The sequence below is a fragment of the Tropicimonas sp. IMCC34043 genome, assembly GCF_003390845.1.
In the GTDB taxonomy this organism is placed as follows: Bacteria; Pseudomonadota; Alphaproteobacteria; order Rhodobacterales; family Rhodobacteraceae; genus Tropicimonas.
In genome coordinates this window covers 79234-105245 of the sequence record NZ_QMEK01000007.1, presented here as the reverse complement: position 1 = coordinate 105245, position 26012 = coordinate 79234, and the positions used below count along the sequence as shown (strand labels likewise).

At 65.4% G+C, this 26012-nt stretch carries 24 protein-coding genes; 13 read left to right on the top strand and 11 right to left on the bottom strand.

The features are described 5' to 3' along the window. Positions 1 to 9: 9 nt before the first annotated feature. Positions 10 to 1056 (bottom strand): PotD/PotF family extracellular solute-binding protein, encoded by a 1047-nt coding sequence (locus DQG17_RS19245; protein ID WP_116134496.1) that lies wholly within the window; start codon positions 1054 to 1056, stop codon positions 10 to 12. A 54-nt stretch (positions 1057 to 1110) separates the two neighbouring features. After that, on the bottom strand, positions 1111 to 2088 hold the full coding sequence (locus DQG17_RS19240; protein WP_116134495.1) for an isopenicillin N synthase family oxygenase: 978 nt from the start codon (positions 2086 to 2088) through the stop codon (positions 1111 to 1113). Positions 2089 to 2254: 166 nt separating this feature from the next. Here DQG17_RS19240 and DQG17_RS19235 point away from each other — a divergent pair, with 166 nt between their 5' ends. After that, positions 2255 to 3232 (top strand): nucleoside hydrolase, encoded by a 978-nt coding sequence (locus DQG17_RS19235; RefSeq protein ID WP_116134494.1) that lies wholly within the window; start codon positions 2255 to 2257, stop codon positions 3230 to 3232. Positions 3233 to 3411: 179 nt separating this feature from the next. Here DQG17_RS19235 and repC read toward each other — a convergent pair whose 3' ends face one another. The 3 genes from repC to repA all read right to left on the bottom strand — a co-directional run bounded on the left by repC (position 3412) and on the right by repA (position 7008). Beyond that, entirely contained in the window at positions 3412 to 4617 is a 1206-nt protein-coding gene (repC, locus tag DQG17_RS19230; protein WP_116134493.1) for a plasmid replication protein RepC, read from the bottom strand. 194 nt (positions 4618 to 4811) lie between these two features. Then, complete coding sequence (gene repB, locus DQG17_RS19225; RefSeq protein ID WP_116134492.1) at positions 4812 to 5795, bottom strand: plasmid partitioning protein RepB; 984 nt, start codon at positions 5793 to 5795, stop codon at positions 4812 to 4814. Between the two features lies 1 nt (position 5796). Then, positions 5797 to 7008 carry a plasmid partitioning protein RepA gene (gene repA / locus DQG17_RS19220; protein ID WP_232829511.1) on the bottom strand — a complete coding sequence of 404 codons (1212 nt, stop codon included), beginning with the start codon at positions 7006 to 7008 and terminating at the stop codon, positions 5797 to 5799. A 375-nt stretch (positions 7009 to 7383) separates the two neighbouring features. On the opposite strand from repA, the gene ilvD reads away from it, so the two are divergent. Together ilvD and DQG17_RS19210 are read left to right on the top strand one after the other, a co-directional pair. Then, on the top strand, positions 7384 to 9231 hold the full coding sequence (gene ilvD, locus DQG17_RS19215; protein ID WP_116134491.1) for a dihydroxy-acid dehydratase: 1848 nt from the start codon (positions 7384 to 7386) through the stop codon (positions 9229 to 9231). Positions 9232 to 10001: 770 nt separating this feature from the next. Then, a complete protein-coding gene (locus DQG17_RS19210; protein WP_116134490.1) occupies positions 10002 to 11777 on the top strand; it encodes an SLC13 family permease in 1776 nt (591 codons plus the stop codon). 16 nt (positions 11778 to 11793) lie between these two features. Here the strand turns inward: DQG17_RS19210 and DQG17_RS19205 are convergent, their stop codons facing one another. After that, a complete protein-coding gene (locus DQG17_RS19205) occupies positions 11794 to 12261 on the bottom strand; it encodes an Rrf2 family transcriptional regulator (RefSeq protein WP_116134489.1) in 468 nt (155 codons plus the stop codon). A gap of 276 nt (positions 12262 to 12537) precedes the next feature. Here DQG17_RS19205 and DQG17_RS19200 point away from each other — a divergent pair, with 276 nt between their 5' ends. Both DQG17_RS19200 and DQG17_RS19195 read left to right on the top strand, forming a co-directional pair. Continuing rightward, positions 12538 to 12711: a CsbD family protein gene (locus tag DQG17_RS19200; RefSeq protein WP_116134488.1), complete on the top strand. Its 174-nt coding sequence runs from the start codon at positions 12538 to 12540 to the stop codon at positions 12709 to 12711. Between the two features lie 140 nt (positions 12712 to 12851). Continuing rightward, a complete protein-coding gene (locus tag DQG17_RS19195) occupies positions 12852 to 13016 on the top strand; it encodes a DUF3309 family protein (RefSeq protein WP_116134487.1) in 165 nt (54 codons plus the stop codon). Between the two features lie 179 nt (positions 13017 to 13195). Here the strand turns inward: DQG17_RS19195 and DQG17_RS19190 are convergent, their stop codons facing one another. Continuing rightward, on the bottom strand, positions 13196 to 13543 hold the full coding sequence (locus DQG17_RS19190; RefSeq protein WP_116134486.1) for a hypothetical protein: 348 nt from the start codon (positions 13541 to 13543) through the stop codon (positions 13196 to 13198). 155 nt (positions 13544 to 13698) lie between these two features. After that, positions 13699 to 14022, bottom strand: coding sequence for a hypothetical protein (locus DQG17_RS19185; RefSeq protein ID WP_116134485.1), 324 nt, complete (start codon positions 14020 to 14022; stop codon positions 13699 to 13701). A gap of 917 nt (positions 14023 to 14939) precedes the next feature. On the opposite strand from DQG17_RS19185, the gene DQG17_RS19180 reads away from it, so the two are divergent. The 8 genes from DQG17_RS19180 (at position 14940) to DQG17_RS19145 (ending at position 23572) form a co-directional block, all read left to right on the top strand. Continuing rightward, complete coding sequence (locus DQG17_RS19180) at positions 14940 to 15122, top strand: hypothetical protein (protein WP_116134484.1); 183 nt, start codon at positions 14940 to 14942, stop codon at positions 15120 to 15122. Positions 15123 to 15126: 4 nt separating this feature from the next. After that, positions 15127 to 15822, top strand: coding sequence for a VIT family protein (locus DQG17_RS19175; protein ID WP_116134483.1), 696 nt, complete (start codon positions 15127 to 15129; stop codon positions 15820 to 15822). A 475-nt stretch (positions 15823 to 16297) separates the two neighbouring features. Then, positions 16298 to 17236 (top strand): serine hydrolase, encoded by a 939-nt coding sequence (locus DQG17_RS19170; RefSeq protein ID WP_116134482.1) that lies wholly within the window; start codon positions 16298 to 16300, stop codon positions 17234 to 17236. Next, positions 17233 to 18285, top strand: coding sequence for a prolyl aminopeptidase (gene pip / locus DQG17_RS19165; RefSeq protein ID WP_116134481.1), 1053 nt, complete (start codon positions 17233 to 17235; stop codon positions 18283 to 18285). Before DQG17_RS19170 ends, pip begins: the two co-directional genes overlap by 4 nt. After that, positions 18282 to 19871 (top strand): peptide ABC transporter substrate-binding protein, encoded by a 1590-nt coding sequence (locus DQG17_RS19160; RefSeq protein ID WP_116134480.1) that lies wholly within the window; start codon positions 18282 to 18284, stop codon positions 19869 to 19871. The genes pip and DQG17_RS19160 overlap by 4 nt, the downstream gene beginning before the upstream one ends. Before the next feature lie 57 nt (positions 19872 to 19928). Continuing rightward, on the top strand, positions 19929 to 20852 hold the full coding sequence (locus tag DQG17_RS19155; RefSeq protein WP_116134479.1) for an ABC transporter permease: 924 nt from the start codon (positions 19929 to 19931) through the stop codon (positions 20850 to 20852). After that, positions 20845 to 21981, top strand: a complete 1137-nt coding sequence (locus tag DQG17_RS19150; RefSeq protein ID WP_116134478.1) for an ABC transporter permease — start codon at positions 20845 to 20847, stop codon at positions 21979 to 21981. The genes DQG17_RS19155 and DQG17_RS19150 overlap by 8 nt, the downstream gene beginning before the upstream one ends. Before the next feature lies 1 nt (position 21982). After that, entirely contained in the window at positions 21983 to 23572 is a 1590-nt protein-coding gene (locus DQG17_RS19145) for an ABC transporter ATP-binding protein (protein WP_116134477.1), read from the top strand. 19 nt (positions 23573 to 23591) lie between these two features. On the opposite strand, the gene phnE (DQG17_RS19140) is transcribed toward DQG17_RS19145, so the two are convergent. The 3 genes from phnE (DQG17_RS19140) to phnC are packed head-to-tail and all read right to left on the bottom strand — an operon-like array spanning position 23592 to position 25983. Further along, the gene (gene phnE / locus DQG17_RS19140) at positions 23592 to 24413 is read right to left on the bottom strand and encodes a phosphonate ABC transporter, permease protein PhnE (protein ID WP_116134476.1); all 822 of its coding nucleotides are present in this window, start codon (positions 24411 to 24413) and stop codon (positions 23592 to 23594) included. Next, positions 24410 to 25201, bottom strand: a complete 792-nt coding sequence (gene phnE, locus DQG17_RS19135) for a phosphonate ABC transporter, permease protein PhnE (RefSeq protein ID WP_116134475.1) — start codon at positions 25199 to 25201, stop codon at positions 24410 to 24412. The genes phnE (DQG17_RS19140) and phnE (DQG17_RS19135) overlap by 4 nt, the downstream gene beginning before the upstream one ends. Then, positions 25198 to 25983, bottom strand: a complete 786-nt coding sequence (phnC, locus tag DQG17_RS19130) for a phosphonate ABC transporter ATP-binding protein (RefSeq protein ID WP_369908086.1) — start codon at positions 25981 to 25983, stop codon at positions 25198 to 25200. Before phnC ends, phnE (DQG17_RS19135) begins: the two co-directional genes overlap by 4 nt. Between the last annotated feature and the right edge of the window lie 29 nt (positions 25984 to 26012).

Genomic DNA, 26012 nt, shown 5'->3' with positions numbered 1-26012 from the left:
GGCTGCGCCTCAGGCGCCGAAGATCTCGTTCCAGCGGCGCGAGATTTCCTCGGCATTGGCGTTCATCAGCTTCCAGTCCCAGTCGATGAACTGGTCCATGGCTGCGCCCGACACCGGCACGTCGCGCTGCAGATCCTCGGGCACGACCACGGTCTTGTTGACCGGCGAGACGAAGAATTCGCGCATCAGCAGGTCCTGCCCCACCGGTCCCAGCACGAAGTCGAGATAGGCATAGGCCTCGGCCCGCGCCGGCGTGTTGGCGGCGATGTTGAAGGTCTGGTCCCAGGCCATCAGCCCCTCTTCGGGGATGATGCAGTCGACGGGCAGACCCTGGTTGCGCAGCCGCGCGATCTCGCCAAAGTCGAACGGCGCCACCGCGATCTCGCCCGAGGCCATGGCCGTGCTCATGTTGAAATCGGTCTGATAGACCGGCCCCAGTTCGGCCAGCTTGGCAAAGCCCGTCTCCAGATCGTCGATGCCCGAGCCATAGATCTTCGAGGCCAGCATCAGGAACATCTTCCCGGCCGAGTTCTTGATGTTGTAAAGCCCAAGCCGCCCCTTCAGCTCGGGATCGTCCCAGAAATCCTTCCACGAGGTCGGCGGCGTCGAGACCATGTCGGTGCGATAGCCGATCCCGATGGGCGAGATCAGCCCGACCGCCGCCCAGCCGTCCGAGGGCTTGGTCGCCACGGGGTAGAGATCGGCGTAATTCGGCACCAGCGACAGGTCGAGCTTCTCGAAAAAGCCCTCGTCGCGCAGCACGGTGGCATAGATCTCGTTCGTCATCACGCAGCCATAGGGCGGGTTCTCGGCCCCGGCGGCGCGCATGTTGGTGGTGAACACCCGGCCAAGCCCGATGTCGAGCTGCGGGTCGACGCCCGACTCCTCGGTGAAGGCGGGGATCAGAATGTCGCGCCAGAATTTCTCCCACGAGCCGCCATAGGTGGTGATGACCAGCTTCTGGGCCTGGGCATGGACCGCCGGGACGCCAAGGATGGATGTGCCGCCAAGCGCCACCAGAGCCTGCAGCATGCGGCGTCTGTTCAGTTCGATCATGTGTGCGTTTCCTGTCGAGTTTGGGTGCCGTGTCAGGTGCCTGCGGACGGGCGTTCAGGACGCCTTCTTGTTCCGGTAGTCGTAGTTCTTGTTCAGCCGTTCGAGCAGATAGTCGCCATAGAGAACCGGCTGCATCTGGGCCTCTTCGCCCGCCTCCAACATCGCGGGCGGGCATTCGACCAGCGCGCTCATCGAGGGGTCATAGAAGAACGGCTGCGAATAGCGGCCGCGGCGGCTGAGGTTGCGCACCCGGTGCGGGGTCGAAACGAACCGGCCGTTCGACCACTTCGCCAGGATGTCGCCGACGTTCATCACGAAGGTGCCCTCGATCGGCGGCGCCGGGATCCAGTCGCCATGCTTGTTGCGCACCTCGAGCCCGCCGACATTGTCCTGCTTCAGCAAGGTGACAAAGCCATAGTCGGTGTGGGGCGCCGATCCGAACAGCTCTTCCTCGTCGGGCTGCTCGGGATAGTGCAGCAGCCGCAGGAACAGCGTCGGGTCGGTGAAGTGCTGGGCAAACCAGTCGCGCGGCAGACCCAGCGCCTCGGCCAGACCGCCCGCGATGCGTTCGCCAAGGGCCGTCATCTCGGTCATGTAGGCACGCGCAGTCTCGCCGACCTCGGGCAGGCTTGCCGGGAACTGGTTCGGTCCCTGCAGCGGCTCGCCGGCGTGGGGGCTGTCCTCCCCCACCTCGTGCATGACCATCAGGCTTTCGGATCGGTTGGGCTTTGTGACCTTCGCGACCGAGGATGTAACAATAGTTGAACTCGACATCGGCATATAGCCGCGATGAAACGCGTTGATCTTCAGGGCAAGCTTTTCTTCCAGCGGCAGGTCGTGGAACGCCACGTTCATCTGCCGCATCCGCTCGACCAGATCCTCGGGCACGCCGTGACCGGCGAGATAGGCAAAGCCCGAGGTTTCCAGCGCCGCCTTCAGCGCCGCCACCGACTCCGCTCGCGCGGCGGGGTCGGCACCCTCCGCAAGTCCCGAAAGATCCACTATCGGGATGTTCTCAAATTCGCCTTTCATACCGCGCCTCCTGTTTGGACATTGTATACAAGAGGGGATACCGGGTGCTTTGCGAATGCTGTATCGCAGCAGATGGGGGCGCTAACGGAGGTATTTCTTCGAGTGCCTAAAATTGGGGCGGAATTTCACCCTTTTGCCGCCCAACACCACACGGAAAGACCCACCAATGCCGAAAATACCCGTAATTATCGACACCGACCCCGGTCAGGACGATGCCTTTGCGATTCTTCTTGCCCTAGGGGAACCTTCACTGGAGGTTCTCGGCCTCACCACCGTGGCCGGAAACATGGGGCTTACCCAGACCACCGACAATGCGCGCCGGATCGTCGAACTGGCCGGACGCGGCGATATCCCGGTCCACGCCGGTTCCCCGCGGCCGCTGGTTCGTAAACCGCACCCGGTGCCCGAGATCCACGGCGCGACCGGCATTGACGGCTGGGACTGGGCCCCTGCCCGCTCGGGCGCCGCTGTCGGCCATGCGGTCGATTTCATCATCGACACGGTTCTGCATCACCCCGATCCGGTGACGCTGATCGCGCTTGGCCCGCAGACCAATATCGCGCTGGCGCTGCGGCGTGCGCCCGAGATCGCCAAGTCGATCGCCGGCATCGTCTTCATGGGCGGCGGCTATTTCGAAGGCGGCAACATGACCCCGGCCGCCGAATACAACATCCTGGTCGACCCCGAGGCCGCGCGGATCGTCCTCGGCGCGGGCGTCCCGATCACGGCGGTGCCGATTGACTGTACCCACAGGGCGCCGGCGCCGGTGAACTGGTCCGCCACCTTGGCAGCGCACGGGACCGAGGTCATGCGCGCCTGCGCCGGGATGATGGAGTTCTTCGAACGCTATGGAAACGCCAAGCACGGCACCCCCTCGCGCCCGCTTCACGATGCCATCGCGGTCGGAGCGCTGCTGTGGCCCGAGCTGTTTACCGGCGAACTTTGTCCGGTCGACGTGGAATGCGCGGGCGAGCTGACGACCGGAATGACCGTGGTCGACTGGCTGCGCCAGACCGGGAAGCCCGACAATTGCCTGTGGCTGAACGGCTGCGTCGACCCGGCCGAGCTGTATCGCCGGATGGAGGTGGCGCTTGCCGGTCTGGGTCGGTGTGCCGCGGCCCCGCATGGCTCGGCCGAGATGTGAACCCCAGGCGGCACCGGGCACGCGGTGCCGCCTCCCCTGCCCTTCCGCGGCTAGCCGCAAAAAGTTGACAGCTGTCAACTCGACCGCGCGCAGCGGCAACACCTTCTCAGCACTCTGGCAAACCCCGCCGTCCCCGGGCCGAGATCTGTGCCCGGTGGCCCGAAGCCACCGTCCCGCGATCACGCCGCCGACCTTCGATTGTCTTCCGACCTGGACCCAAGCAGCGCCATGACCATCGGCTCCGGGCGGAACCGCCCCTCAGCGGACCGTCGTGTCAGGTCGCGAAGATACCCGCCGGGCGACAGGATCCGGTCCGCGCGTTGCAGGATGCACGCCGCGACCACCGCCGCGGTGCAAGGCCCCATCTGGCGTTTCGCTGCCTGCCAGGTCTCGGGCGTTATGCCAAGCCAGGGGCAGATCTGGTCCATCTCCGAAACCAGATCGCGCCAATGCTGGATCTCGGTCTGGGCATAGTCGGTCAGGGCCGGACAGGCCTCGGTGACGAGCGCAAGGGGCAGGGGTGGCGCCGTCTCGGCAGCGTCGGTCTTCTTCGCATCGTTCGCGGCAGCATGTATTTTCATGGCACCTTCAGATTCATAGGTATTCTGGTTTGAATCCTGTATGTGCCGCTCATTTCCGCCGTCGTAGCCGCTCGGTTTCGTCGCTTTCAGATGGATTTCCAGCAGCTTGTCCACCATGACCATCAGCGTGACGATGCGGGTTTCAACGGCGTTGAGATCGCGGTCGGTCAGACGGCGCCGAAGTTCCCGCCGGAGGTCGTCCGCTTCGCAGGTCAGGTCCGTCGGCACCGGACAACCGGCATGGCCCGTGAGGTAGTCGAGGATCTTCGCAGCGTCCCGCAATTGCAGCACGATCGCCTCACGCCGCCGGGAAAGCTGCGCCTGGGCGACGCGGTGCATGGCGGCGGCGTGGGCGATTTCGGCCGCACGGACCAGCAGCGGCCGGAGATCGAACCCGAAGGCGACGGACAGCCGCCCGGTAACGGTGCGGGTGGCATAGCGTTTGCCGTTCGGGCTGTCGTGGCGGGCGATCAGGCCGGCGTCGAGCAGGGCGGCCAGATGGCGGCGCAGGGTCGACTCGGCCATTCCGTGGGCGCGTTCGCCAAGGGTGCGGTTCGAGGGGAACACGATCAGCGGGCCGCGGTCCTCCAGCATGTCGCCGGGGTGGAACGACAGCAGGGCGCTGAGGACGGTCAGGCTGCGGCTCGACAGGCCGAAGTGGCTGCGCGCGGTGGTGAGGTCGCGGAACACCTGCCATTTGTTGACGGAGGAAGACGGGGCAGGCGCCTCGGCGAGGGCCTGGGTTGCCAGATAGCCAGCCGTCACCGGCCGCCGCCCGAAGGGCGTCGTTGAAAGTCGCTGCATGGGTCAATCACGGGACAAAACCTTGCCGCCCGCCCAAAGACGCGAGTTGACAGCTGTCAACAAGTCGGACTATCAAGGGAGTGCTAGATCACTTGAGAAGTCCTTCGGATGTCCTCCGGGGGGCTTTTCTTTTTGGGTTCTGCCTGTTTCGTGCCTCCTTGGTTACTGCTCGGTTCCGTCTTCGGCCGTTCTGTTTACCGGCCGTTATTCCCGCGACTTTTCAACCAGTTGCGGTGAATTTCGGTGAAACTGGCGGCGAGCCAGTCGTCGAATCCCTCGGCCTCGGCCAAAGGTATCGTCAATGTCAGGCGCCCCGATTTGCGGACCATGCGGCCGATCTCGGCACCAGCGTCGTCGCGCAGCACGAGCTCTTCCACGATCTTTTTCTCGCGCCGCTTCGGCAGGGTCAGGGCCTTCATGAGCGCCTCGAACCGCTCGTCGCTGGTCGACACATCGGCAAGGTTGGCAAGCGCGATGGCGGTCTCGGCCGGGGTGCCGCTTGCCGTCATCAGATCGGCGAGCGCCAGCCAGCGGTTGCGGCCGATCCCCGGAGCCGCGCCGATCACCGAGATCAGGTCCGGCCCGACCGCATCGGCAATCGACAGCATCCGGCTGATCTGGGTCTTGTCGACATGCAGCGCGTCGCAGATCACCTTGCGGTCATAGCCGGCGTCGCGCATCTGGCGGGCGAAGTTCGCCTTTTCGATAAAGCTCAGATCCTTGCGGGCGGTATTTTCCTGACCCTGGGCCAGTACCAGTTCGCGGTCGTCAAGATCGCGGATCATCGCCTTGACGGGCAGGCCGAGGTCGCGCAGCGCCAGCACCCGGCGCCGGCCATAGACGATCTGGAACCGTCCGTCGTTGTCGGGGTGCGGGCGCACCAGCACCGGGACCTGCTGGCCATGGTCGCGGATCGAGTCCATCAGCGCCTGATGGTCGGCGGCATCTTCGTCGAGCCGGTCGACGACACCGCCGCGATCGATCAGGAACGGGTCGATCTCCGAGATCGAGCGCGACTTGAGATCGGCAATCGATTGCCCGACCGCCCCGATGGCCCCCTTGGTGTAGCGGGTGCGCCCCTGCGGCGCCGCGTCGGCGGCCGGGGAGGACGCGTCAGGCTCGGGCGCCGGGGCCTTTGGCGTGTTCATCAGATCGCGAAGCAGATTCTTGCGTGCCATCTCAGCGACCCTCCGGGCGGCGGCCCCAGGCGGCCTGGATCAGGTCCTCGATCTCTTCATTGACGGCATTGAGGCTTTCCATCGCGCGTTCATAGGTCGAGCGAGTAAACTGAGCCTTTTCAACCTCATAGAGTGTCTGTTTGGTGATCCCGGCATCCGAAATCGCGGTCGATTTCAGCATCGCGTGGTTCAGCACATGTTCCCCGAACATCGAGCGCATGAAGCTGACCATCTGGTTTTGCGGCCCGTCGCCCGGCTCGTATCGTGTTACAAGGTAACGCATCCAGTCATAGGACATGTCGCCCCCGGCATCGGCCACGACGCCGAGCAGGTTCGAGGTCATCAGCAGGAACTGGCACATCGACATGACGTCGAGCATCTGGGGATGGACGGTGACCAGCACCGCGGTCGCCGCAGACAGTGCCGACATGGTCAGGAAGCCAAGCTGCGGCGGGCAGTCGATGATGACGAGGTCATAATTCTGTTCGACCTGGGACAGCACGTCGCCGACCCGGGTGAAGAAGAATTTGTTGTCGCCGCGGGCGAGGATCATCGGCGTCTCGTGCTCGAACTCCATCAGATCGAGGTTGCCGGGCACGATGTCGAGGTTGGTGAAATAGGTGCGCTGGATGATATCGGCCAGCGGCACCGGGTTTTCATAGCGGATCGCGTCATAGAGCGTGCCGCCGTCCAGCAGATCGAATTCGGGCTGAAACCCGTGCAGAGCCGAGAAACTGGCCTGCGGGTCGAGGTCGATCGCGAGCACCCGATAACCGTCGAGCGCGCATTTCTGGGCCAGATGCGCCGAGGTTGTGGTCTTGCCGGAGCCGCCCTTGAAGTTGACGACAGTGATCACCTGCAACTGATCGCCCGGGCGCCGTCCCGGCATGTAGGTGCCGGGCGACTTGGCGCCGGCCTCCAGCACCTCGCGCAGTGCCTGGATGTCGTCGGGCGAATAATACCGGCGGCCGGCGGCGCGGATCTCGGGCGAGGGGCCGCGGCCTTCCAGATGCAGCTTGCGCAGGTAGGAATCCTTGACGCCGAGCAACTGGGCGGCCTCGCCCGAGGTGAAGCGGCGCAGTTCCTTCCTTGCATTCGGGGGAAACAGCTGGGCACGATGGGCCTGAAGCCGTTCAGAAAGCATCTCGGCGTGTTCGCCGACAAGCCTGTCGATCCGGCCGGTGCGCGGAAACATCATTTCTGCCTGGTCCATCGTCTGTTGCTCTGCCCGGGTGGCGGCGTCCGTTCGTTACGGTTTTTGCCGCTCTTGTCACTGATTGCCGTTACTAAGTGCACAAGGACTCTGAGTCTGGCAAGAAATATTTCCCAAATGCAGGGGTTTGGCGGGCGAACGCTACCATCAGGGCATGTCAACAGGGCTGTGCCTGCGCTGCCGGGCCGGTCGATCCGCGATGTCGCGGCCGGCGGGGCAGGGGGGCGCGGCGGTGAAATATGGCCCGATCCGGCCGATTTGCCGGGTTTTTCCCGCTTTCAGGCCCGTTGCTCTTGCCGTTTTCGCGTTTTCGGGGCATTTGCGTGGTTCGAAGTCGATGCCTTGAGCATCCCGACGACAGAACGGGCGAGTGACATGATTCCCTACAGATCCAGAACCTCCACCTCGGGCCGCAACATGGCGGGCGCGCGGGCGCTGTGGCGTGCCACCGGCATGACCGACGGCGATTTCGAGAAACCGATCATCGCGGTCGTCAACTCCTTCACCCAGTTCGTGCCGGGGCACGTGCACCTGAAGGACCTGGGCCAGATGGTTGCGCGCGAGATCGAGGCCGCCGGGGGCGTCGCGAAGGAGTTCAACACCATCGCGGTCGACGACGGCATCGCCATGGGCCACGACGGGATGCTGTATTCGCTGCCCTCGCGCGAGATCATCGCCGACAGCGTCGAATACATGGTCAACGCGCATTGCGCCGATGCGATGGTCTGCATCTCGAATTGCGACAAGATCACACCGGGGATGCTGATGGCCGCGATGCGGCTGAACGTTCCGGCGATCTTCGTCTCGGGCGGGCCGATGGAGGCGGGCAAGGTCGATCTGAAGGGCGAGACCATCGCGGTCGACCTGATCGACGCCATGATCCAGGCGGCGAACCCCGAGCTGTCGGATGCCGAGGTCAACGAATACGAGAACCACGCCTGTCCGACCTGCGGATCGTGTTCCGGCATGTTCACCGCGAATTCGATGAACTGTCTGGCCGAGGCGCTGGGGCTGGGGCTTCCCGGCAACGGCTCGATGCTGGCGACGCATGCCGACCGCAAGGCGCTGTTTCTGGAATCCGGCCGCACCATCGTCGAGATGGCGCGCCGCTATTATGAAGAGGGCGACGCGTCCGTCACCCCGCGCGGCATCGCGACCTTCGAGGCGTTCCAGAATGCCATGTCTCTCGATATCGCCATGGGCGGGTCGACCAACACGGTGCTGCACCTGCTGGCCGTCGCGCAGGAGGCCGGGGTCGATTTCACGCTGGAGGACATGGACAAGCTGAGCCGCAAGGTGCCGTGCCTGTGCAAGGTCGCCCCGGCGGTCAGCAACGTTCACATGGAAGACGTCCACCGCGCCGGCGGCATCTTTGGCATCCTCGGGCGGCTCGATGCGGCGGGGCTGATCAACCGCGACGTGCCGACCGTCCACACGGCGACGCTGGGCGAGGCGATCGCGCATTGGGATATCGCGCAGAGCCGCGACAACGAGGTCCACAAGTTCTACAGCGCCGCGCCGGGCGGCGTGCGCACCACGCAGGCGTTCAGCCAGGCCAACCGCTATCGCGAGCTCGACATCGACCGCGCGGGCGGGGTGATCCGCGGCAAGGAGAATGCCTTCAGCCAGGACGGCGGGCTTGCCGTGCTGTTTGGCAACATCGCGCAGGAAGGCTGCGTGGTGAAGACCGCGGGCGTCGACGACAGCATCCTGAAATTCAGCGGCCCGGCGAAGATCTGCGAAAGCCAGGAAGAGGCAGTCAACCGCATCCTCGGCAAGGAGATCGTGGCGGGCGACGTGGTGGTCATCCGCTATGAAGGTCCGCGCGGCGGGCCGGGGATGCAGGAGATGCTGTATCCGACGAGCTATCTGAAGTCGATGAAGCTCGGCAAGGCCTGCGCGCTGATCACCGACGGGCGGTTCTCGGGCGGGACCTCGGGGCTGTCGATTGGGCATGCCTCGCCCGAGGCGGCCGAGGGCGGCAATATCGGCCTGCTGGTCGAGGGCGACCTGATCGAGATCGACATCCCGAACCGGACCATCAACGTGGCGCTGACGGACGCAGAACTGGCCGCGCGCCGCACCGAGATGGAGGCCAAGGGCAAGGCCGCCTGGAAGCCCGCCAAGCCGCGCAAGCGCAAGGTCAGCCGGGCGCTGAGGGCCTATGCAGCCCTGGTGGCAAACGCGAGCAAGGGCGCGGTCCGGCTCGATCCGGAAGACTAGGGCCTTTGCCGGGCCGGTCGCCCTGGTGCGACGGCTCGGCCGCAGGAACCGCAGACGAGGGGTGCCGGGCCGATGGGTTCTGGCACCCTTTGTTTGTGCGCAAGGGTCCGGCGGGCGGTTCCGGAAGGGCAGGGGGCCTGGGGGTCACTGTGCCATGGCCGTCTGCGCGGCCTTGGCAAGGTGCCGGTGCGGCGTTTCGGGGGCGGTCGATCTGACGCCCGATAAGGCAAGATTATTGGACGCATCCGGGCCGAAACAGGGGCGGCGGTTAGGGGTACACTTTCGGAGGAAAAGCGCCGCGGCGGGATCGGCTTCGAGCGCGAGGGCTGGCTGAGCGATTCCTGACCCGGACCCCGGCATACTAGGCCTGCGACAGGTCCGGGTCACCTCGGCGCGGAAGAAACCCTTGAAGATGTGGCGATTTTGCCGGGGCGCCGTTCGGCCTCCGGTTTCATGCGGGCTTGGGTGCGAGGGACGCTTGCGCCTTGTGGCGGCGGCGTCTGGCGTTGCGCGCCGCAGGCCAACATGCTCGCACCGGCGGCAGGCCGCAAACGGTTTTCGCGGGACTGAATGTGCGCGCATCGCCAAAGACCCCGGCCGACCTGCGTCGCAACCTACGGGGGTCCTTGGGTCCCGAGACGGCGGGCGGACCGGCGTCAGCGGCCCCGGGTTTTGTGGCGACGACAGCGGCAGGCCGCACTTTCTATTATACACGATGGGAATTATCGTATATTTCACGGATGACGCCATTTCGAACCCCGGATCGCTTCATGACCCTCGAACAGATTTTCGTGCTTGTGCTGCTTGGCGCTGTCTTCGTCAGCTTCTTCAAGGAATTCTATCCGCCGGAGGTGACAGCGCTTGGCGCATCGGCGGTGCTGCTGGCGACCGGGATCATCGAGACCGGGGATTTCCTGAAGGTCTTCAGCTCCTCGGCGCCGATCACCATTGCGATGATGTTCATCATCTCGGCGGCGCTCGAGCGCACCGGCGTGCTGGAGATCATCGGCGACATTCTCAAGAAACAGGCGCGCGGGTCCTATCTGAGGGCGAGCCTGATCATGATGTTCGGCACCATCGCCGCCTCGGCCTTCATGAACAACACGCCGGTGGTGATCCTGCTGACGCCGATCATCATCTCGATCTCGGCCTCCGTCGGCGTCGCCCCCTCGCGGCTTTTGATCCCGCTGTCGTTCTCGGCGATCTTTGGCGGCACGCTGACGCTGGTCGGCACCTCGACCAACATTCTGATGAGCAGTGTCGCGCGCGATGCCGGCCAGCCGATGATCACGATGTTCGAGATGACGCTGCCGGGGCTGATCTTTGCCACAGTCGGCATGATCTATATGGTGTTTGCCGGGCGCTACCTGCTGCCCGACCGGGCCTCGCTTGCCTCGATCCTCGGGCAGGACACCAAGCGCAAGTTCCTGGCGCGGCTGCTGATCCCGCATGGATCGAAATACATTGGCAAGACGCTGACGGAACTGCCGTTCAACACCGCGGCCGCGCGGATCCTCGACGTGGTCCGCGGCGAGACGTCGATGCGGCGCACCATGGCCGCGATGACGCTGGAGGCCGGCGACCGGGTGGTGATCAAGACCGACACCGGCGAGATCCTGGGCCTGAAGGAAAACGGCGCCGTCGAGTTCCGCGACATGGACGACAGCGGGTTCGAGCCGGTGACCGCGGACCAGACCATTACCATGGAGGCGAGCGTCGGCCCCTATTCGCATCTGCGCGGCAAGCCGATCCGGGACCTGAAGCTGCGGCGCAAATACGGTGTCTATCTGATGGCGGTGCACCGGCAGGAACAGAACATCTCGCAGGACCTGCAGGACCTGAGCCTGCAATTCGCCGACACCCTGCTGCTGGAAGGTCCGCCCGAAGGCATCCAGCGGATGATGGAGGATGGCGGGATCGTCAACCTGACCACACCGTCCGAACGGCCGATGCGCCGGACCAAGGCGCCGATCGCGATTGCCACGATCCTTGGCGTCATGGGGCTGGCCACGTTCAATGTGCTGCCGATTGCCGGGCTGGCGGTCATCGGGGCGGTGGTGGTGATGATGACCCGCTGCGTCGATCCCGAAGAGGCGTTCGACTCCATCGACTGGCACATCCTGTTCCTGATCTTCGGGATGCTCGGCATGAGCCTGGGGATGGAGGTGACAGGCACCGCCGCGGTGATCGTCAAGACGGTCGTCGGGCTGGTCGGCGGCGTCGGCCCGCTGGCCATTCTGGCGGCGGTCTATGTGCTGACCTCGACCCTGACCGAGATGGTATCGAACAACGCGGTCGCGGTGCTGATCGGACCCATCGTCATCGCGCTGGCCCTCGAACTCGGGTTCGATCCGCGGCCCTTCATCATGGCGGTGATGTTCGCGGCCTCGGCCAGTTTCGCCACCCCGATCGGCTATCAGACCAACACCTTCGTCTATGGCGCGGGCGGCTACAAGTTCCGCGACTTCGTCAAGGTCGGGCTGCCGCTGAACGTGATCTTTGCGGTGGTCGCGGTGCTGGTCATCCCGCTGTTCTTTCCGTTCTGACCGGCGGGCCGGAACATCAGTCGCTGGCGGTCGGCCCGGTCAGACCGAAACGTTCCAGCGGCTGCGCATCCTCCTGCAGATCGGCGAGCGTCAGCGATTCGACCATCAGGATATAGGTGGCATAGAACCCGCCGAACACGGCGCGCACCCGGCAGGCGGCCTCGTCCTCGCAGTCATCGCAGCGTTGATAGGCCCGCCGGGAGAGGCAGGGCAACGGCGCAAGCGGACCGTCGATCAGCCGCAGGATTTCGGCAAGCGAGATGCTGCGGGAGTCCTTGATCAGCTCATAGCCTCCGTTGCGTCCCCGTCGGCTGCCGATCAGGCCGGCGCGCTTGAGATCGAGCAGGATATGTTCGAGGAACCGTTTCGGCGCCCCCGACCGCTCCGCGATCTCCTCGATCGTGGAGGCGGCGCCGCCAACGGATTTTTCATCGGCGAGCACCATCAGCGCTTTCAGCGCATATTTCGTCTTGTTCGTGATCATCCTGGTCCGCTCGCGCCGGAAAGCATGGGAAACATGATCGAGATTATCAGGATCGCACCGGAAAGCGAGCCTGAAGCACGGGTGGGATTGTCAGGTGGAGCCGGTCCGTCGCGACCTGCCGTCCGCGCGGTCCCGGCCGGTGCGGGGTCGATCACGACCTGACCAATCTGCATCCGGCACCAACCTGCATCAGTGCGACCGGAGGGCAAATGCGCTTAGCTGCCGCGTGTCCGCCAGAAGTCTGGCGGCGCGTTTTTCCGCAAAGGGGGAAATACCATGGACAAGGATCGGATTATCGGTTCCGCCAAGATCGCCAAGGGCAAGGCCAAGGTCGCAATCGCCAAGGTGATCGGCAACGAAAAGCTCGAGTCAGAGGGCGAGGCCGACAAGATCGCAGGCCGGATCCAGAACACTGCGGGCGGCGTAAAGGACACGATCCGCGACGCATAGCGGTCAGCGCCGCCCCCGGCCCGGACACCGGCCCGGACACCGGCCCGGACTCTGGCACGGGGACAATCCCCGACCATCCCATCTTCGACCGTCAAGGCCACCCGAAAGACCGGTGGCACCAGCACCTCAAAGGATACGCCATGACGCTTGGCACGATACTGATCATCATTCTCATCATCTTTCTGCTCGGCGGATTCAGCGGGCGCTTCGGAGGCTATGGCTATGGCTTCGGTCACGCCGGGGTCGGCGTGCTTGGCACCGTTCTGCTCGTGGTGGTCATCCTGATGCTGATTGGCCGGATCTGACCGCGACTGCGTGGGGTGCGAGGCCGGTCAGCCGGAGACCTGCGATTCTCTCCCCACGGTGGCGGGCCGACCACGGCCGGAAACGGCGTGGCCAAGCCCTTGCCGCGCGCGAGACCCGGACGGGTCCCGACACGTCCGGTCACTTGAGCGCCGCCCTTGCGGGGCGGTCTGGCGCGGGCTCAGTCCGTCGGGGTCTGCTGGTGTGTCAGACGCAGCCAGGTTTCGCCGTCGCGCAGATAGGTCGAGGTGCAAAGCGCGTTGTAGATCGGCTCGCCATTGCGTTCGGCCGAAACGCTGTAGGCCAGAACCGCGATGTCATCCTTGCAGGAAAAGAACCGCTCGCTCATCTCGACCGAACGCCATCGCTGGGCCACGTCCTTTTCCCGCCAGAGCGTATCGCCCTGCAGGATTCCGGCGGGATAGGGGAACACGAAAACCGCGTTCTTTGCCGTCATGCTTCGGGCGCTGTCGGCGCCGCCGGTCCAGAAGCGTTCTTCGAGGTCCCAAAGGGTGTCTTCGTCGGTCATCTGCTGTTTCTTCCATGGTCCGTGCGGTTGCGGTCTGCGGCTCTGTCGGGCTGCGGCGCATCCGGAGTCCGCTGCGCCGTCATACCGATATGACCATACACCAGTGCCGTTGCGAAGACCCGGAAAAGCTGCGCTGCGCGCGCGGGCATCGCGCGCTATCGCGACGGGCAGGGCGTCGGCGTCGGGGCCAGGGCCGCGTGTCTGGGCAGAAAGGACAGCAACCGCGAGATAACCTTGTCACGCGCCGTCGTGGGCAACGACGCGTCGGCGAACAGGGACATCATGTCGGCCAGTCTTCGCCGCGCCTGACTTTCCTGCATCCTGGCCAGGCCCGCGGCCTCGCCCCAGGGATCGATATCGAGCCTGCAGAGCATCGACAGGACCGTCGCGGTCGTGCCTCTGCCGTCTTCGACGACGGTGGCATCGAGGAAGCGGTCGTAATTCGGGTCCTGGCCGGGATGTGCGGTGGTACGCGCCATGGTACGGATCCTCTCGGGGTGAAACGGTTCCGCCGATCAGACAGATCTCCGCGGAACTCGAGTACCGAAGCTGGAGGACCTTTCCGGACTCCATCGCCTGGTTCTCGACCAATATAGGCACAAAAAATCCGGCATGTGTTAATTCAGATTAGGTCATTGGCTGCAAGAAGAAATTAAATGGAGTTTTTCCCGAATTTGTCTGCACTGTGCCAGGTTCCGTAACGGAATGGAAGAATGCGACCGAAATATGTCTTTTGACGCCTTTACCCGGTCGGCTGACTCTCTCCGCATTTTGCCGGGAATGCCGAATTGCCCGGCGAGGTTTCAGGTATTGGCGCCCGCGCGCGCCCTGATCTTTTTCGGGCGGATATTTTGGGCGTTTTGCAATTCCGTCGTGGCCCTGCGCCAATTACCGATCGCGCAAGGCCGCCCGTAAAAATGGCTGTGCTCCCCGGCGAGGGCAAGGCTGTCGGAAGGCCGGGCAGGATAAAGGCGGATGCCTCGGAGCGACGGTCCGGCTTCGGAAACCCCGCCCCGCCGGGAGACCGGAGTCCTGTTCATGCTTGAAATGCGAAGCCGACCGCAGGGGCCGCAATTTCAGATCGCACCACCGCATCATCCTGAATATATCCGGATCGATGGACCCTGATGCGGCAGACATATCGATTCAAGCCGATTTTGCTCGGACACTGTTTTTTTTTGACGGCCGGATTCCGAAACATGCAGGACGCGGGAAATCTGCGAACGGAGCGAGCCGCGCATTCGCGTCGCCATGGATTTCCTTGCCGGATATTTCGGCGAAAGGCTCGAACGCAGCCGCGGCCGCAGGGCCGGTCGTCGCGGTGGAACGGGCCTGCCCTCGGACCGGCATCCGATGTAGGGTGCGGTGTTCCCTCATCCGCGAAAGGACCCGTTCCATGGCCATCGAGGAACCGCAGGTTGCGCCTGCCCTGGCGCAGGGCGCAGTCAACCGGCTGATGCGCATCGTCACGCCACGCCGGCCGGCTGGCCCGGTGTCGATCCCCCGCGAACGCCCGCCCGGGACGCCATGGGTCCGGCGTCAGACCGAGGCCGTGTTTTCCGTCACCGAAGGAGCCTGAGCCAATGGTCAAGTCGCATGGGGAAATCCACCTCGTCTCGCGGATCGGATGGTTGCGCGCAGGGGTGCTGGGGGCAAACGACGGCATCCTGTCGACGGCGAGCCTGATTGTCGGCGTGGCTTCGGCCTCGTCCGACAAGGGGGCTGTCATGGTGGCGGGCCTCGCCGGGCTGGTGGCCGGGGCGATGTCGATGGCGGCGGGGGAATATGTCTCGGTCAGCAGCCAGGCGGATACCGAAGCCGCCGACATCGCCAAGGAAACCGCGGAGCTCAAGGCCAACCCGGCCGGCGAGTTGGCCGAGCTTGCGCTGATCTATCAGGGCCGCGGCCTGTCGCCCGGTCTGGCCCTGCAGGTGGCCGAGGAGTTGATGGCGGGCGATGCCCTGACCGCGCACACCCGCGACGAGCTTGGCATCACGCCGGAACTGGCCGCCAACCCGATTCAGGCCGGCCTCGTCTCGGCCGCGACCTTCGCCGGTGGCGCGGCACTGCCGCTGCTGGTGGCGGCGGCGGTCCCGGCCTCCTTTATCCTCGTGGGGGTCTCGCTGGCGACGCTGCTGGCGCTGGTCGCGCTTGGGGCGGCGGGTGCTCGGATCGGTGGCGCGGGAATGCTGCGCGGGGCGGTTCGGGTCACGCTGTGGGGGGCGATTGCAATGCTGGCGACGGCACTGGTGGGGTGGCTGTTCGGCACCGTCGTCTGACACGCGCCCCCGTGTTGCGCCGCCTGCACCGGGCTTTGCATTGTGCTGAAAGCATGACGGGCGCGCGTCGCAGCTAGGGGGAGGGCCCAGCCGCGAGGGATTGCTGATTCCGCACACAGGTGGCCTGTCCGGCACCCGCCATGACTTGACCTTACATCCTTTTAACGAAAAGAAAAGCCCCAAATACTACTTATGGTTGAATATATTTGACGAGAACTATGACCATTTGGGTGGTCTTTGGGAGGCGATGTGAAACCTACGATACATTTTTTGATTACCCAGGGGAATTCTGTGCCGCACCGCATAAAGTCGCCGGGTGACAGCGGACCCGTGCCCTGTTCGGGGGGCCCAAAGCGCGGGTTCGCAGCGGCTGACTATCCATTTACTGATAGTAAATAGCATTTTTATAATTTTACCGATTGTCCCTGCCGGTGCTATCGAAGGCTGCAGGCAACGGACGATCAGGAAACCGACGATGTTTTTCACCCAGACCCCGCAATGGGGCCGCCGCGGCCGCGGGCTGCTGTCCCGGATCGGCGCAGAGTTCGGCGACCGGGGGCTTCGCCCCGACACCATGGGGCTGGTCATCGTCGAGGCGGGGCCCGACGGCCGCCCCGAAGGCTTTGACTGGCGCGGCGACTGGCGGTGCTATCCCTGCAGCCTCGTCAAAAGCTTTCACCTCCTCCATGCGCTCGACCAGATCGCGCAGGGGCGGATCGCAATGCACCCCGATCTTGATCGCGCGCTGCGCGACATGATCCTGTGGTCGTCGAACACCGCGACGAACTATGTGATCGACCTGCTGACCGGCACCACCGGCGACACGCTGCTGCCGCCCGAGGCTTTTGCCCGCTGGCGCGAGGCGCGCGAGGGTCTTAACCGCTATGTCCACGATCTTGGCTGGGCCGAGTTCGAGGGCTGCAACATCACCCAGAAGCTGATGGACGACATGCGCTATGGCCGCGAGGCGCAATTTGCCGGGGCGGGCGGGCAGTACCTGAACGTGCTGACCCCGCGTGCCGCCGCGCGCCTGATGTGGGAGTTGTTCGAAGGCGAGGTGCCGCTGGAGGGCGAGGCGCTGCACCGGGCACGCTGTGAATTCCTGCGCGACAGGCGCGATCCCCGCGCCCCGATGCCCGCCTATCAACTGGCCGAGTACCTCGGCGGCGGGATGCCCGAAGGCACAAGGGTCTGGAGCAAGGCCGGGCACAACCTGTGGACCGGAGACCCCGAAAGTTCGTATTTCAAGCATGACATGCTGCGCTGGCTGCGGCCCGACGGGCGGCCGATCATCGTCGTGGTGATGACGCAGGGCGAACAGACCAGCGCCAAGGATCCCGCGATCTTTCCCGACCTCGGCGCGATGCTTTACGAGGAATTCGTCGCCCCCGTTCTGGCCGGGGTGGGTGGATGACGGAAAGGCGCGGCCTGTTCCCCCCCTGCGACCCCTATCGGGAGGGATGGCTCCGGGTCTCGGACCGGCACCGCATCTATTATCAGGAGGCGGGCAATCCGGACGGCAAGCCCGCGCTGATCCTGCACGGCGGCCCGGGCGGCAGCATCGCCGACTACATGCGCCGGCTGCACGACCCCGCGGCCTATCGGATCGTCCTGTTCGATCAGCGCGGATGCGGCCGGTCCGAACCCCATGCCGGGATCGCGGACAACACGACATGGCACCTCGTGGCCGACATCGAGGCGCTGCGCCGCCTGCTTGGGATCGAGCGCTGGCAGGTGATGGGCGGGTCCTGGGGCTCGACGCTCGGCCTCGCCTATGCCGAAAGCCACCCCGAGGCGGTGTCGGAGCTGATCCTGCGCGGCATCTTCCTGATGAGCGAGGAGGAGTTGCGCTGGTTCTATCAGTCCGGTGCCTCGCTGATCCTGCCCGAAGTCTTCGCGGCCTTTGCCGCGCCGATCCCGCCCGCCGAACGCGGCGACATGCTGGCGGCCTATCATCGGCGCCTGTTCGGCCCGGACCCCGAAGAGCGGCTGACCTGCGCCCGCGCCTGGAGCCGGTGGGAGGGGGCAGCGCTGTCGCTGCTGCCCGATCCCGCCCGCGAGGACGATTTCGAGACGCCCGAGGTCGCGGTCGCGCTTGCCCGGCTCGAATGCCACTATTTCGTCAATCGCGGCTTTTTCCCGGAGGCGGACTGGCTGTTGAAACAGGCGCCGCGGCTGTCGGGCATTCCGGTCCGGCTGGTGCAGGGGCGCTATGACCTCGTGACGCCGATGATCGGCGCGCATCGTCTGGCCCGCGCGCTGCCCCATGCGGTGCTGCGCGTCGTGCCCGACGCCGGTCATTCGGGGACCGAACCCGGCATCATCGACGCCGTCGTCCGCGCCACCGAAGATCTTTCGCCGCGTGGCGCGTCGCGCGCCAAGGCCAGCGCCCCGCCGCCCGACCCCCAGGCCCCCCGCATCCCGGACGCAGCGCCGTCCAGAACCCAAAGGACCAAGACATGAGACATCACCATCTAAGGCTTCCGCTGTCCGGCATCGCCCTTGTGGCGGTCCTGACCCTGCCGCTGGCCGGCATGGCCGAAACCGTGCTGAACCGCGGCAACCTCGACGATCCTGAATCCCTCGATCCGCACCGCACCTCGACCCTGGCCGAGGCGAACCTAATGCGCGATCTGTTCAGCGGCCTCATGGGGCTTGACCCCGACGCCAAACTGATCCCCGACGCCGCCGCAAGCTGGCGCGTCAGCGACGATGGTCTGAGCTATACCTTCACGCTGCGCGCCGATGGCAAGTGGTCGGATGGCAGCCCGGTGACGGCCGCGGATTTCGTCTATTCCTGGCGCCGGGTGGTGACGCCCGAGACCGCCGCCGAATACGCCTATATGCTGGCGCCGGTGAAGAACGCCGAGGCGATTACCGCAGGCACGCTGCCGCCCGAGGATCTGGGGATCCGCGCCATCGACGATCTGACGCTCGAGGTCACGCTGAACGGCCCGACGCCCTATTTCCTGCAGATGCTGACGCATCAGTCGACCTATCCGGTGCAGAAGGCGAATGTCGAGGCGTTCGGCGCGGCCTTTACCAAGCCCGGCAATCTGGTGTCGAACGGGGCCTATGTGCTGGGCGACTTCGTCCCGAACGACCACATCACCCTGACCCGCAACCCCGAGTTCTATGATGCCGCGAACGTCAGCATCGACACGGTGAACTATTACCCGACCGCCGACGCCTCGGCCGCGGTCAAGCGGTTCGAAGCCGGCGAGCTTGACGTCAACCGCGACTTCCCGACCGAGCAGACCGCCGACCTGCAGGCGAAGTTCGGCGACCAGCTTCGCGTCGGGCCGACGCTCGGCACCTATTACTATGGCTTCAAGATCGACAAGGCGCCCTGGGACGAGGTCGCGCTGCGGCAGGCGATCTCGATGCTGATCGACCGCGATTTCCTGGCCGAGAAGGTCTGGCAGGACACGATGCTGCCGGCCTATTCCTTCGTGCCGCCCGGCATCGACGGTTATGAAAGTGCCGCTCTCGACTATGCCGGCATGTCCCAGATCGACCGCGAGGAACAGGCCGAGGCGATCCTGACCGGGCTTGGCATCGGCCCCGATCATCCGCTGGCGCTGGAATTGCGGTTCAACACCTCGGACAACAACGCCAACACCGCCGTCGCGGTGCAGGAGATGCTGGCGCCGTTCGGGATCGAGGTCAGCCTCGTCAACCTCGATACCAAGTCGCATTATGGCTATCTGGAACAGAAGGGCGACTATGACCTGGCCCGCGCGGCCTGGTTTGCCGATTATGTCGACCCCGAGAACTTTCTCGCGCTGTGCAAAACCGGCACCGGCAACAACACGACCCTGTATTCCGATGGCGATTTCGATGCGCTGCTCGAAAAGGCGGCGCTCGAGACCGATCCGGCGAAACGGATGGGCGATCTGCACGATGCCGAGGCAATCGGTGTGGCGCGCGATCTCTGCGTCGTGCCGCTGATGTTCTACAGCTATCACAACCTCGTCTCGGATCGCGTCGGCGGCTGGGGCGACAATGTGATGGATGTGCATCCGACCCGCTTCCTCAGCATCAAGTAGCACAGTCCCGGCCCCGGTCCGTTGCCCGGGCCGGGGCCCTTCAGGCCGAGGTTCCCCATGCTCCGCTATGCCTTCTGGCGAATGATGACGGCCGTTCCCACGCTTTTCGTCGTTGTCACGCTGTCGTTTTTCATGATCCGCATCGCGCCGGGCGGTCCGTTCGATCAGGAACGCGCGCTCGACCCGGTGATCCGGGCCAATCTGGAGCGCACCTATCATCTGGATCTGCCGCTGGTGCAGCAATACGGGATCTATCTGAAGAACCTGCTGCACGGCGATCTGGGGCCGAGCTTTACCATGCCCGAATTCAGCGTGGCCGAACTGCTGCATGCCGGCCTGCCGGTGTCGATCCGCATCGGCGGCTTGGCGCTGTTGCTGGCGCTGATCCTCGGCGGCGCCATGGGCGTGATCGCGGCGCTCTATCGCGACGGCTGGGCCGACCGTGCGGTGGTGGGCTTTGCCACCGCGGGCAGCACGATCCCCACCTTCGTGGTGGCGCCGCTGTTTCAGCTGGTGTTCGCGCTGGGGCTCAACTGGCTGCCGGTCGGCGGCTGGAACGACGGTGCCTTCCACAACCTGATCGGCCCGGTGATCTGCCTGATGCTGCCGCAGCTTGCCGTCGTTGCGCGGCTGATGCGAAGTTCGATGATCGAGGCGCTGCACACCCACCACATCCGAACCGCCCGCGCCATGGGCCTGTCGGAGGCTGCCGTGGTCGGGCGCCATGCGCTGCGATCCGCGCTTTTGCCCGTCGTGTCCTATGCCGGACCCGCCGCAGCCGCGCTGATGACGGGATCGGTCGTGGTCGAGACGGTGTTCTCGATCCCGGGCATTGGCCGCTATTTCGTCGATGCGGCGCTCAACCGCGACTACACCGTGGTGATGGGGGCCGTCGTCGTGCTGGCCGTGTTCACCATCCTGTTCAACCTGATCGTCGACATTGCCTATACGCTCGTCGATCCGAGGGTGCGCTATGACTGAAATCCCCGTCTCCGCCCCCGCCCCCGTTCCCGCGGACACAGAGGGGCAGGCGAGGTCGTTCTGGGCCAAGGCCTGGCAGCGGCTGCGCAAGAACAGCCTTGCCATGGGCAGTCTCGTCTATCTCTGCCTCATGGTGCTGGCCTGCACCTTCGGCCCGATGCTGGTCCCCAACAGCTATGACAAGATCTTTCAGGGCTATACCCGCGTCCCGGCGAGCCTGTCGGCCTATCCCCGCCCCGAGATGATCGGCCCCGCGATCGAGGCCGCGGCCGGCCGCGCGCGGCTCGATCTGGTGGACTGGGCGCAGACGGGCGATCGGGTCACGGCGCATCTGCAATCGACGCGCGGCGTCGATCCGCGGGCGGCGCGCTATTTCGACCGCTCGGACATGCTGGAGAACAGCACCCTCGATCCGACCTCGCAGACCGAGGCGGTGCTGACGGCCCGGATCGAACGCCACCATTTCCTGTTCGGCACCGATGCGACCGGCCGCGACCTGCTGGCGCGGACGCTGATCGCGGGGCGGATCTCGCTGTCCATCGGGTTTCTGGCCGGGCTTGTCGCCATGGTGATCGGCGTTCTCTATGGCGCGATCTCGGGGTTTGCCGGCGGCCGGGTCGACCAGATCATGATGCGCATTGTCGATGTGCTCTATTCGCTGCCCTTCATCTTCTTTGTCATCATGCTGGTCGTGTTCTTCGGCCGCAATTTCCTGCTGATGTTCGTGGCCGTCGGGGCGGTGCTGTGGCTCGACATGGCGCGGATCGTGCGGGGGCAGACGCTGTCGCTGCGCCGGCGCGAGTTCGTTGCCGCGGCCGAGGCCTTGGGCGTCAGCTGGTTCCAGATCCTGTTTCGTCATATCGTGCCGAACCTGCTGGGCCCGGTGATCGTTTTCATGACGCTGCTGGTGCCGAACGTGATCATTCTGGAAAGCTTCCTGTCCTATCTCGGCTTCGGGGTGCAGGAGCCGATGTCGAGCTGGGGCATCCTGATCGCGCAGGGCGCGCGTGCCATGCCCTCGGCGATCTGGATGCTGATCTTCCCCTCGCTGTTTCTGACCTCGACGCTGTTTGCGCTGAACTTTCTTGGCGACGGGCTGCGCGATGCACTTGACCCCCGGGACGCCTGACATGACCGCAGACCATCACACACCGCTGCTGAGCGTCGAGGCATTGTCGGTCCATTATGCGACCGACGGGGGCGAGACCTGCGCCGTGCGCGACGTCTCGTTCCGGATCGAACCGGGCGAGACGGTGGCAATCGTCGGCGAATCCGGCTCTGGCAAGAGCCAGTCGATGATCGCCGCCATGGGGCTGTTGCCGCACAACGGCCGTGCCACCGGGCGCATCGCCTTTCGCGGCGACGACCTGTTGCGGCTGAACCCGCAGGCGCTGCGCACGCTGCGCGGGGCCGAGATCTCGATGATCTTTCAGGAACCGATGACCTCGCTCGATCCGCTCTACCGGATCGGCGAGCAGATCATGGAGCCGATCCTGCGCCATCGCCGGGTCGGCCGCCGCGCCGCCCGCGCCCGCGCGCTGGAGATGCTGCGGCAGGTCCATATGCCCGACCCCGAGCGGCAGATGCGGGCCTATCCCCACGAGCTGTCGGGCGGCCAGCGCCAGCGCGTGATGATCGCCATGGCGCTCGCCAACAACCCCTCGCTGCTGATCGCGGACGAGCCGACGACCGCGCTCGACGTCACGATCCAGGCCGAGATCATTGCGCTGATCGCCGAGCTGCAGCGCAAGAACGGCATGGGCGTGATCTTCATCACCCATGACCTCGGGCTGGTGCGCCACATTGCCGACCGGGTCTATGTCATGCACCGCGGCGAGGTGGTCGAAACCGGCACGGTCGGGGCGATATTCGAACGGCCGCAGCATCCCTATACCCGCGCGCTGCTCGATGCCGCGCCTCGGGGCCGCAAGATCCCGGTGGCCGCGGATGCCGAACCGCTGCTGACCGCGCGGGGGCTGCGCGTCAGCTTTTCGACCGGCCGGCGGCGGATCGAGGTGCTGCATGGCCTCGATCTGACCGTCCGGCAGGGCGAGACATTGGGCATCGTCGGCGAAAGCGGGTCGGGGAAATCGACGCTTGCCCGCGCGATCCTGCGCCTGGTCGATGCCGAGGGCGAGATCAGCTTTGAAGGCCAGCGGCTTGACGGGTTGTCGCCGCGGGCGCTGCGGCCGTTCCGGTCACGGATCCAGGTGGTGTTTCAGGACCCGTTCGGCGCGCTCAGCCCGCACATGACGGCGGGACAGATCGTGACCGAGGGGCTGCGCGTCCATCGCCCGGCGCAAAGCGCGCGGGATCGCGACGAACAGGCGGTGCTGGCGCTGCGCGAGGTCGGCCTGCCGCCCGAGACGCGGCACCGCTATATCCACGAATTCTCGGGCGGGCAGCGGCAGCGCATCGCGATTGCCCGCGCGCTGATCCTGAAGCCGCGGCTGCTGATCCTGGACGAACCGACCTCGGCGCTGGACCGGATGGTGCAGAAACAGGTGATCGACCTTCTGCGCGATCTGCAGCAGCGCCACGGCATGTCCTATGTCTTTGTCAGCCACGATCTGGCGGCGGTGCGGGCGGTCGCCGACCGGGTTCTGGTGATGAAGGACGGCACTCTGGTCGAGGAAGGTCCCGTCGATCAGGTTCTGAGCGCGCCAGACGCCGCCTATACCCGGGCGCTGATCGCCGCGGCCTTCATGGACGTGGCGTGACGCCGGTGCGTGCCCTGGATCAGATGATCCGGGCACGCACCCGCGAGGTCACGAATTCCGAGATCCAGACCACGCCGAAGATGGTCAGCAGCACCAGCCCCGCCTGATCCCAGTAGAGGTTGCTGATCGCGGCATCGAGCGCGACGCCGATGCCGCCGGCGCCCACCAGCCCCAGAACCGCGGATTCGCGCACGTTGATGTCCCAGCGCAGCAGCACGATCGACCAGAACGCCGGCTGCACCTGCGGCCAGTAGCCCTTGACCAGAACACTCATCGTTCCGGCCCCGGCGGCGGTCAGCGCCTCGACCGGGCCGGGGTGGGCATCCTCGACCGCCTCGCCGAACAGCCGGCCGACGAACCCGATGGAGCGGAAGGCGATCGACAGCACGCCGGCCAGCGCGCCGGGGCCGAAGATCGCCACGAACAGCAGCGCCCAGATCAGCGAATTGACCGACCGCGAGCTGACGAACAGGAACTGCGCGATCCAGCGCGCGACCGGGCTGCGGGTGACGTTGCGCGCGGCCAGAAACGACAGCGGCAGCGCCATGACGATGGCCAGCACCGTGCCAAGGGCCGCGATGTTGATGGTCTCGATCAGCGCCGGGAAGATGTCGGTCGGAAAGAACGCCCAGTCGAGCGGCCACATCCGCGCGAACAGGTCCATGGTCTGCGCCGGGGCGTCGTACAGGAACTCGGGGATGATCTCGATGGTGCGCAGCGACCAGACCACGGCGGCGACGATGACGACCGTGATGCCGGTGCGCAGCGCCGATTGCAGCGGCGAGTGGCGCTTCCAGTGCTGCGCCGCGGACGGGGCGGCGGACAGGGGGATGTCGCTCATAGCAGGATCTTTCGGATGCGGGCGGTGACGAATTCCAATGTCATGATCGTGGCGATGATGATCAGGATGATGGTCAGCACGACGTCATAGTCGAACCGCTGGCTGGCGGTGAACAGCATCGCGCCGATGCCGCCGCCGCCAACGATGCCGACGATGGTCGAGTTGCGCAGGTTCGAATCGAGCTGATAGGCCGACAACCCGGCAAAGCGCGGCAGCACCTGCGGGAGCACCCCGATCAGCAGCACCGACAGGGTCGAGGCCCCGGTGGCGCGCACCGCCTCGACCTGTTTCGGGCTGATTTCCTCGACGATCTCGGCAAACAGCTTGGCGACAAAGCCGACGGTGGCAACGACCAGCGCCAGCGCGCCCGCCAGCACCCCGAAGCCCACCGCCTTGACGAACAGGATCGCCACGATCAGCGGATGGAACGACCGGCAGATCATGACCAGAACCCGCGCCGGCCCGCCGAGCCAGGCGGGCGCGATATTGCGCGCCGAGATCAGGCCAATGGGCAGCGACAGCGACAGCCCGACCACGGTCGACAGGATCGCGATCTGCAGGCTTTGTTTCATCCCGTCCCAGATCAGCGCCAGCTTCGAGGGATCGGTATTGGGGGGAAACATGCGGTCGAAGAAATGCGCGGCATTGCCGATGCCGGTGACGATGCGCGCCATGCTGACGTCGAGCGCGAGGACGGCATAGACCAGATAGACGATCAGCGCCGACAGGATCGCCTGTTTGCCGCGGTTCGGGGGAAAGGCCTGCCGGTGCAGGGCGGGTCGGCTCATTGCCAGCCCTCGCCGCCATAGATCCGGTTCAGGTGATCGGCCGTGATGTCCTCGGGCGGACCGTCGAAGACGACCTTGCCGCGGTCCATGCCGATGATCCGGTCGGCATAGCGCCGCGCGAGCCCGACGTCGTGCATGTTGATCAGGATCGGGATGTCGCGCTTGCGGCCGATCTCGACCATCAGTTCCATGATCTCGACCGAGGTGCGCGGATCGAGCGAGGATGTAGGCTCGTCCGCCAGCACCAGCGAGGGGTTTTGCATGATCGCGCGGGCAATGCCGACGCGCTGGCGCTGACCGCCCGAAAGCTGGCTGGCGCGGCGGTTGGCGAAGGCGGGGTCGAGCCCGACCGCTTCGAGCAGCTCGAAGGCCCGGGCGATGTCCTCGTCGCTGTAGCGGCGCAGCAGCACCTTGAAAAACGGCATGTAGCCGAGCCTGCCCGACAGCACGTTTTCGATCACGCTCAGCCGTTCGACGAGGTTGTATTCCTGAAACACCATCCCGATCCGGCGCCGGACCCGGCGCAGGTTGCTGCCACGGACGGTGGTGATGTCTTCCCCCTCCAGCAGGATCCGCCCGCCGGTCGGGTCGGTCAGCCGGTTGACGCAGCGGATCAGGGTCGATTTGCCGGTGCCCGAGGGGCCGATGATCGCGACGATGCCGGGCCGGGTGATGTCGAGCGTGATGCCGTCGAGGACCGGCTTGCCGGGCTCATAGGCCTTGACGAGCCGGTCAAAGCGCAGGATCGCCGCGGGCGGCGGCGCCATGGTGTCGGGGGTCATGGGGACCTCGCAGGGATTGGCGGGGGATG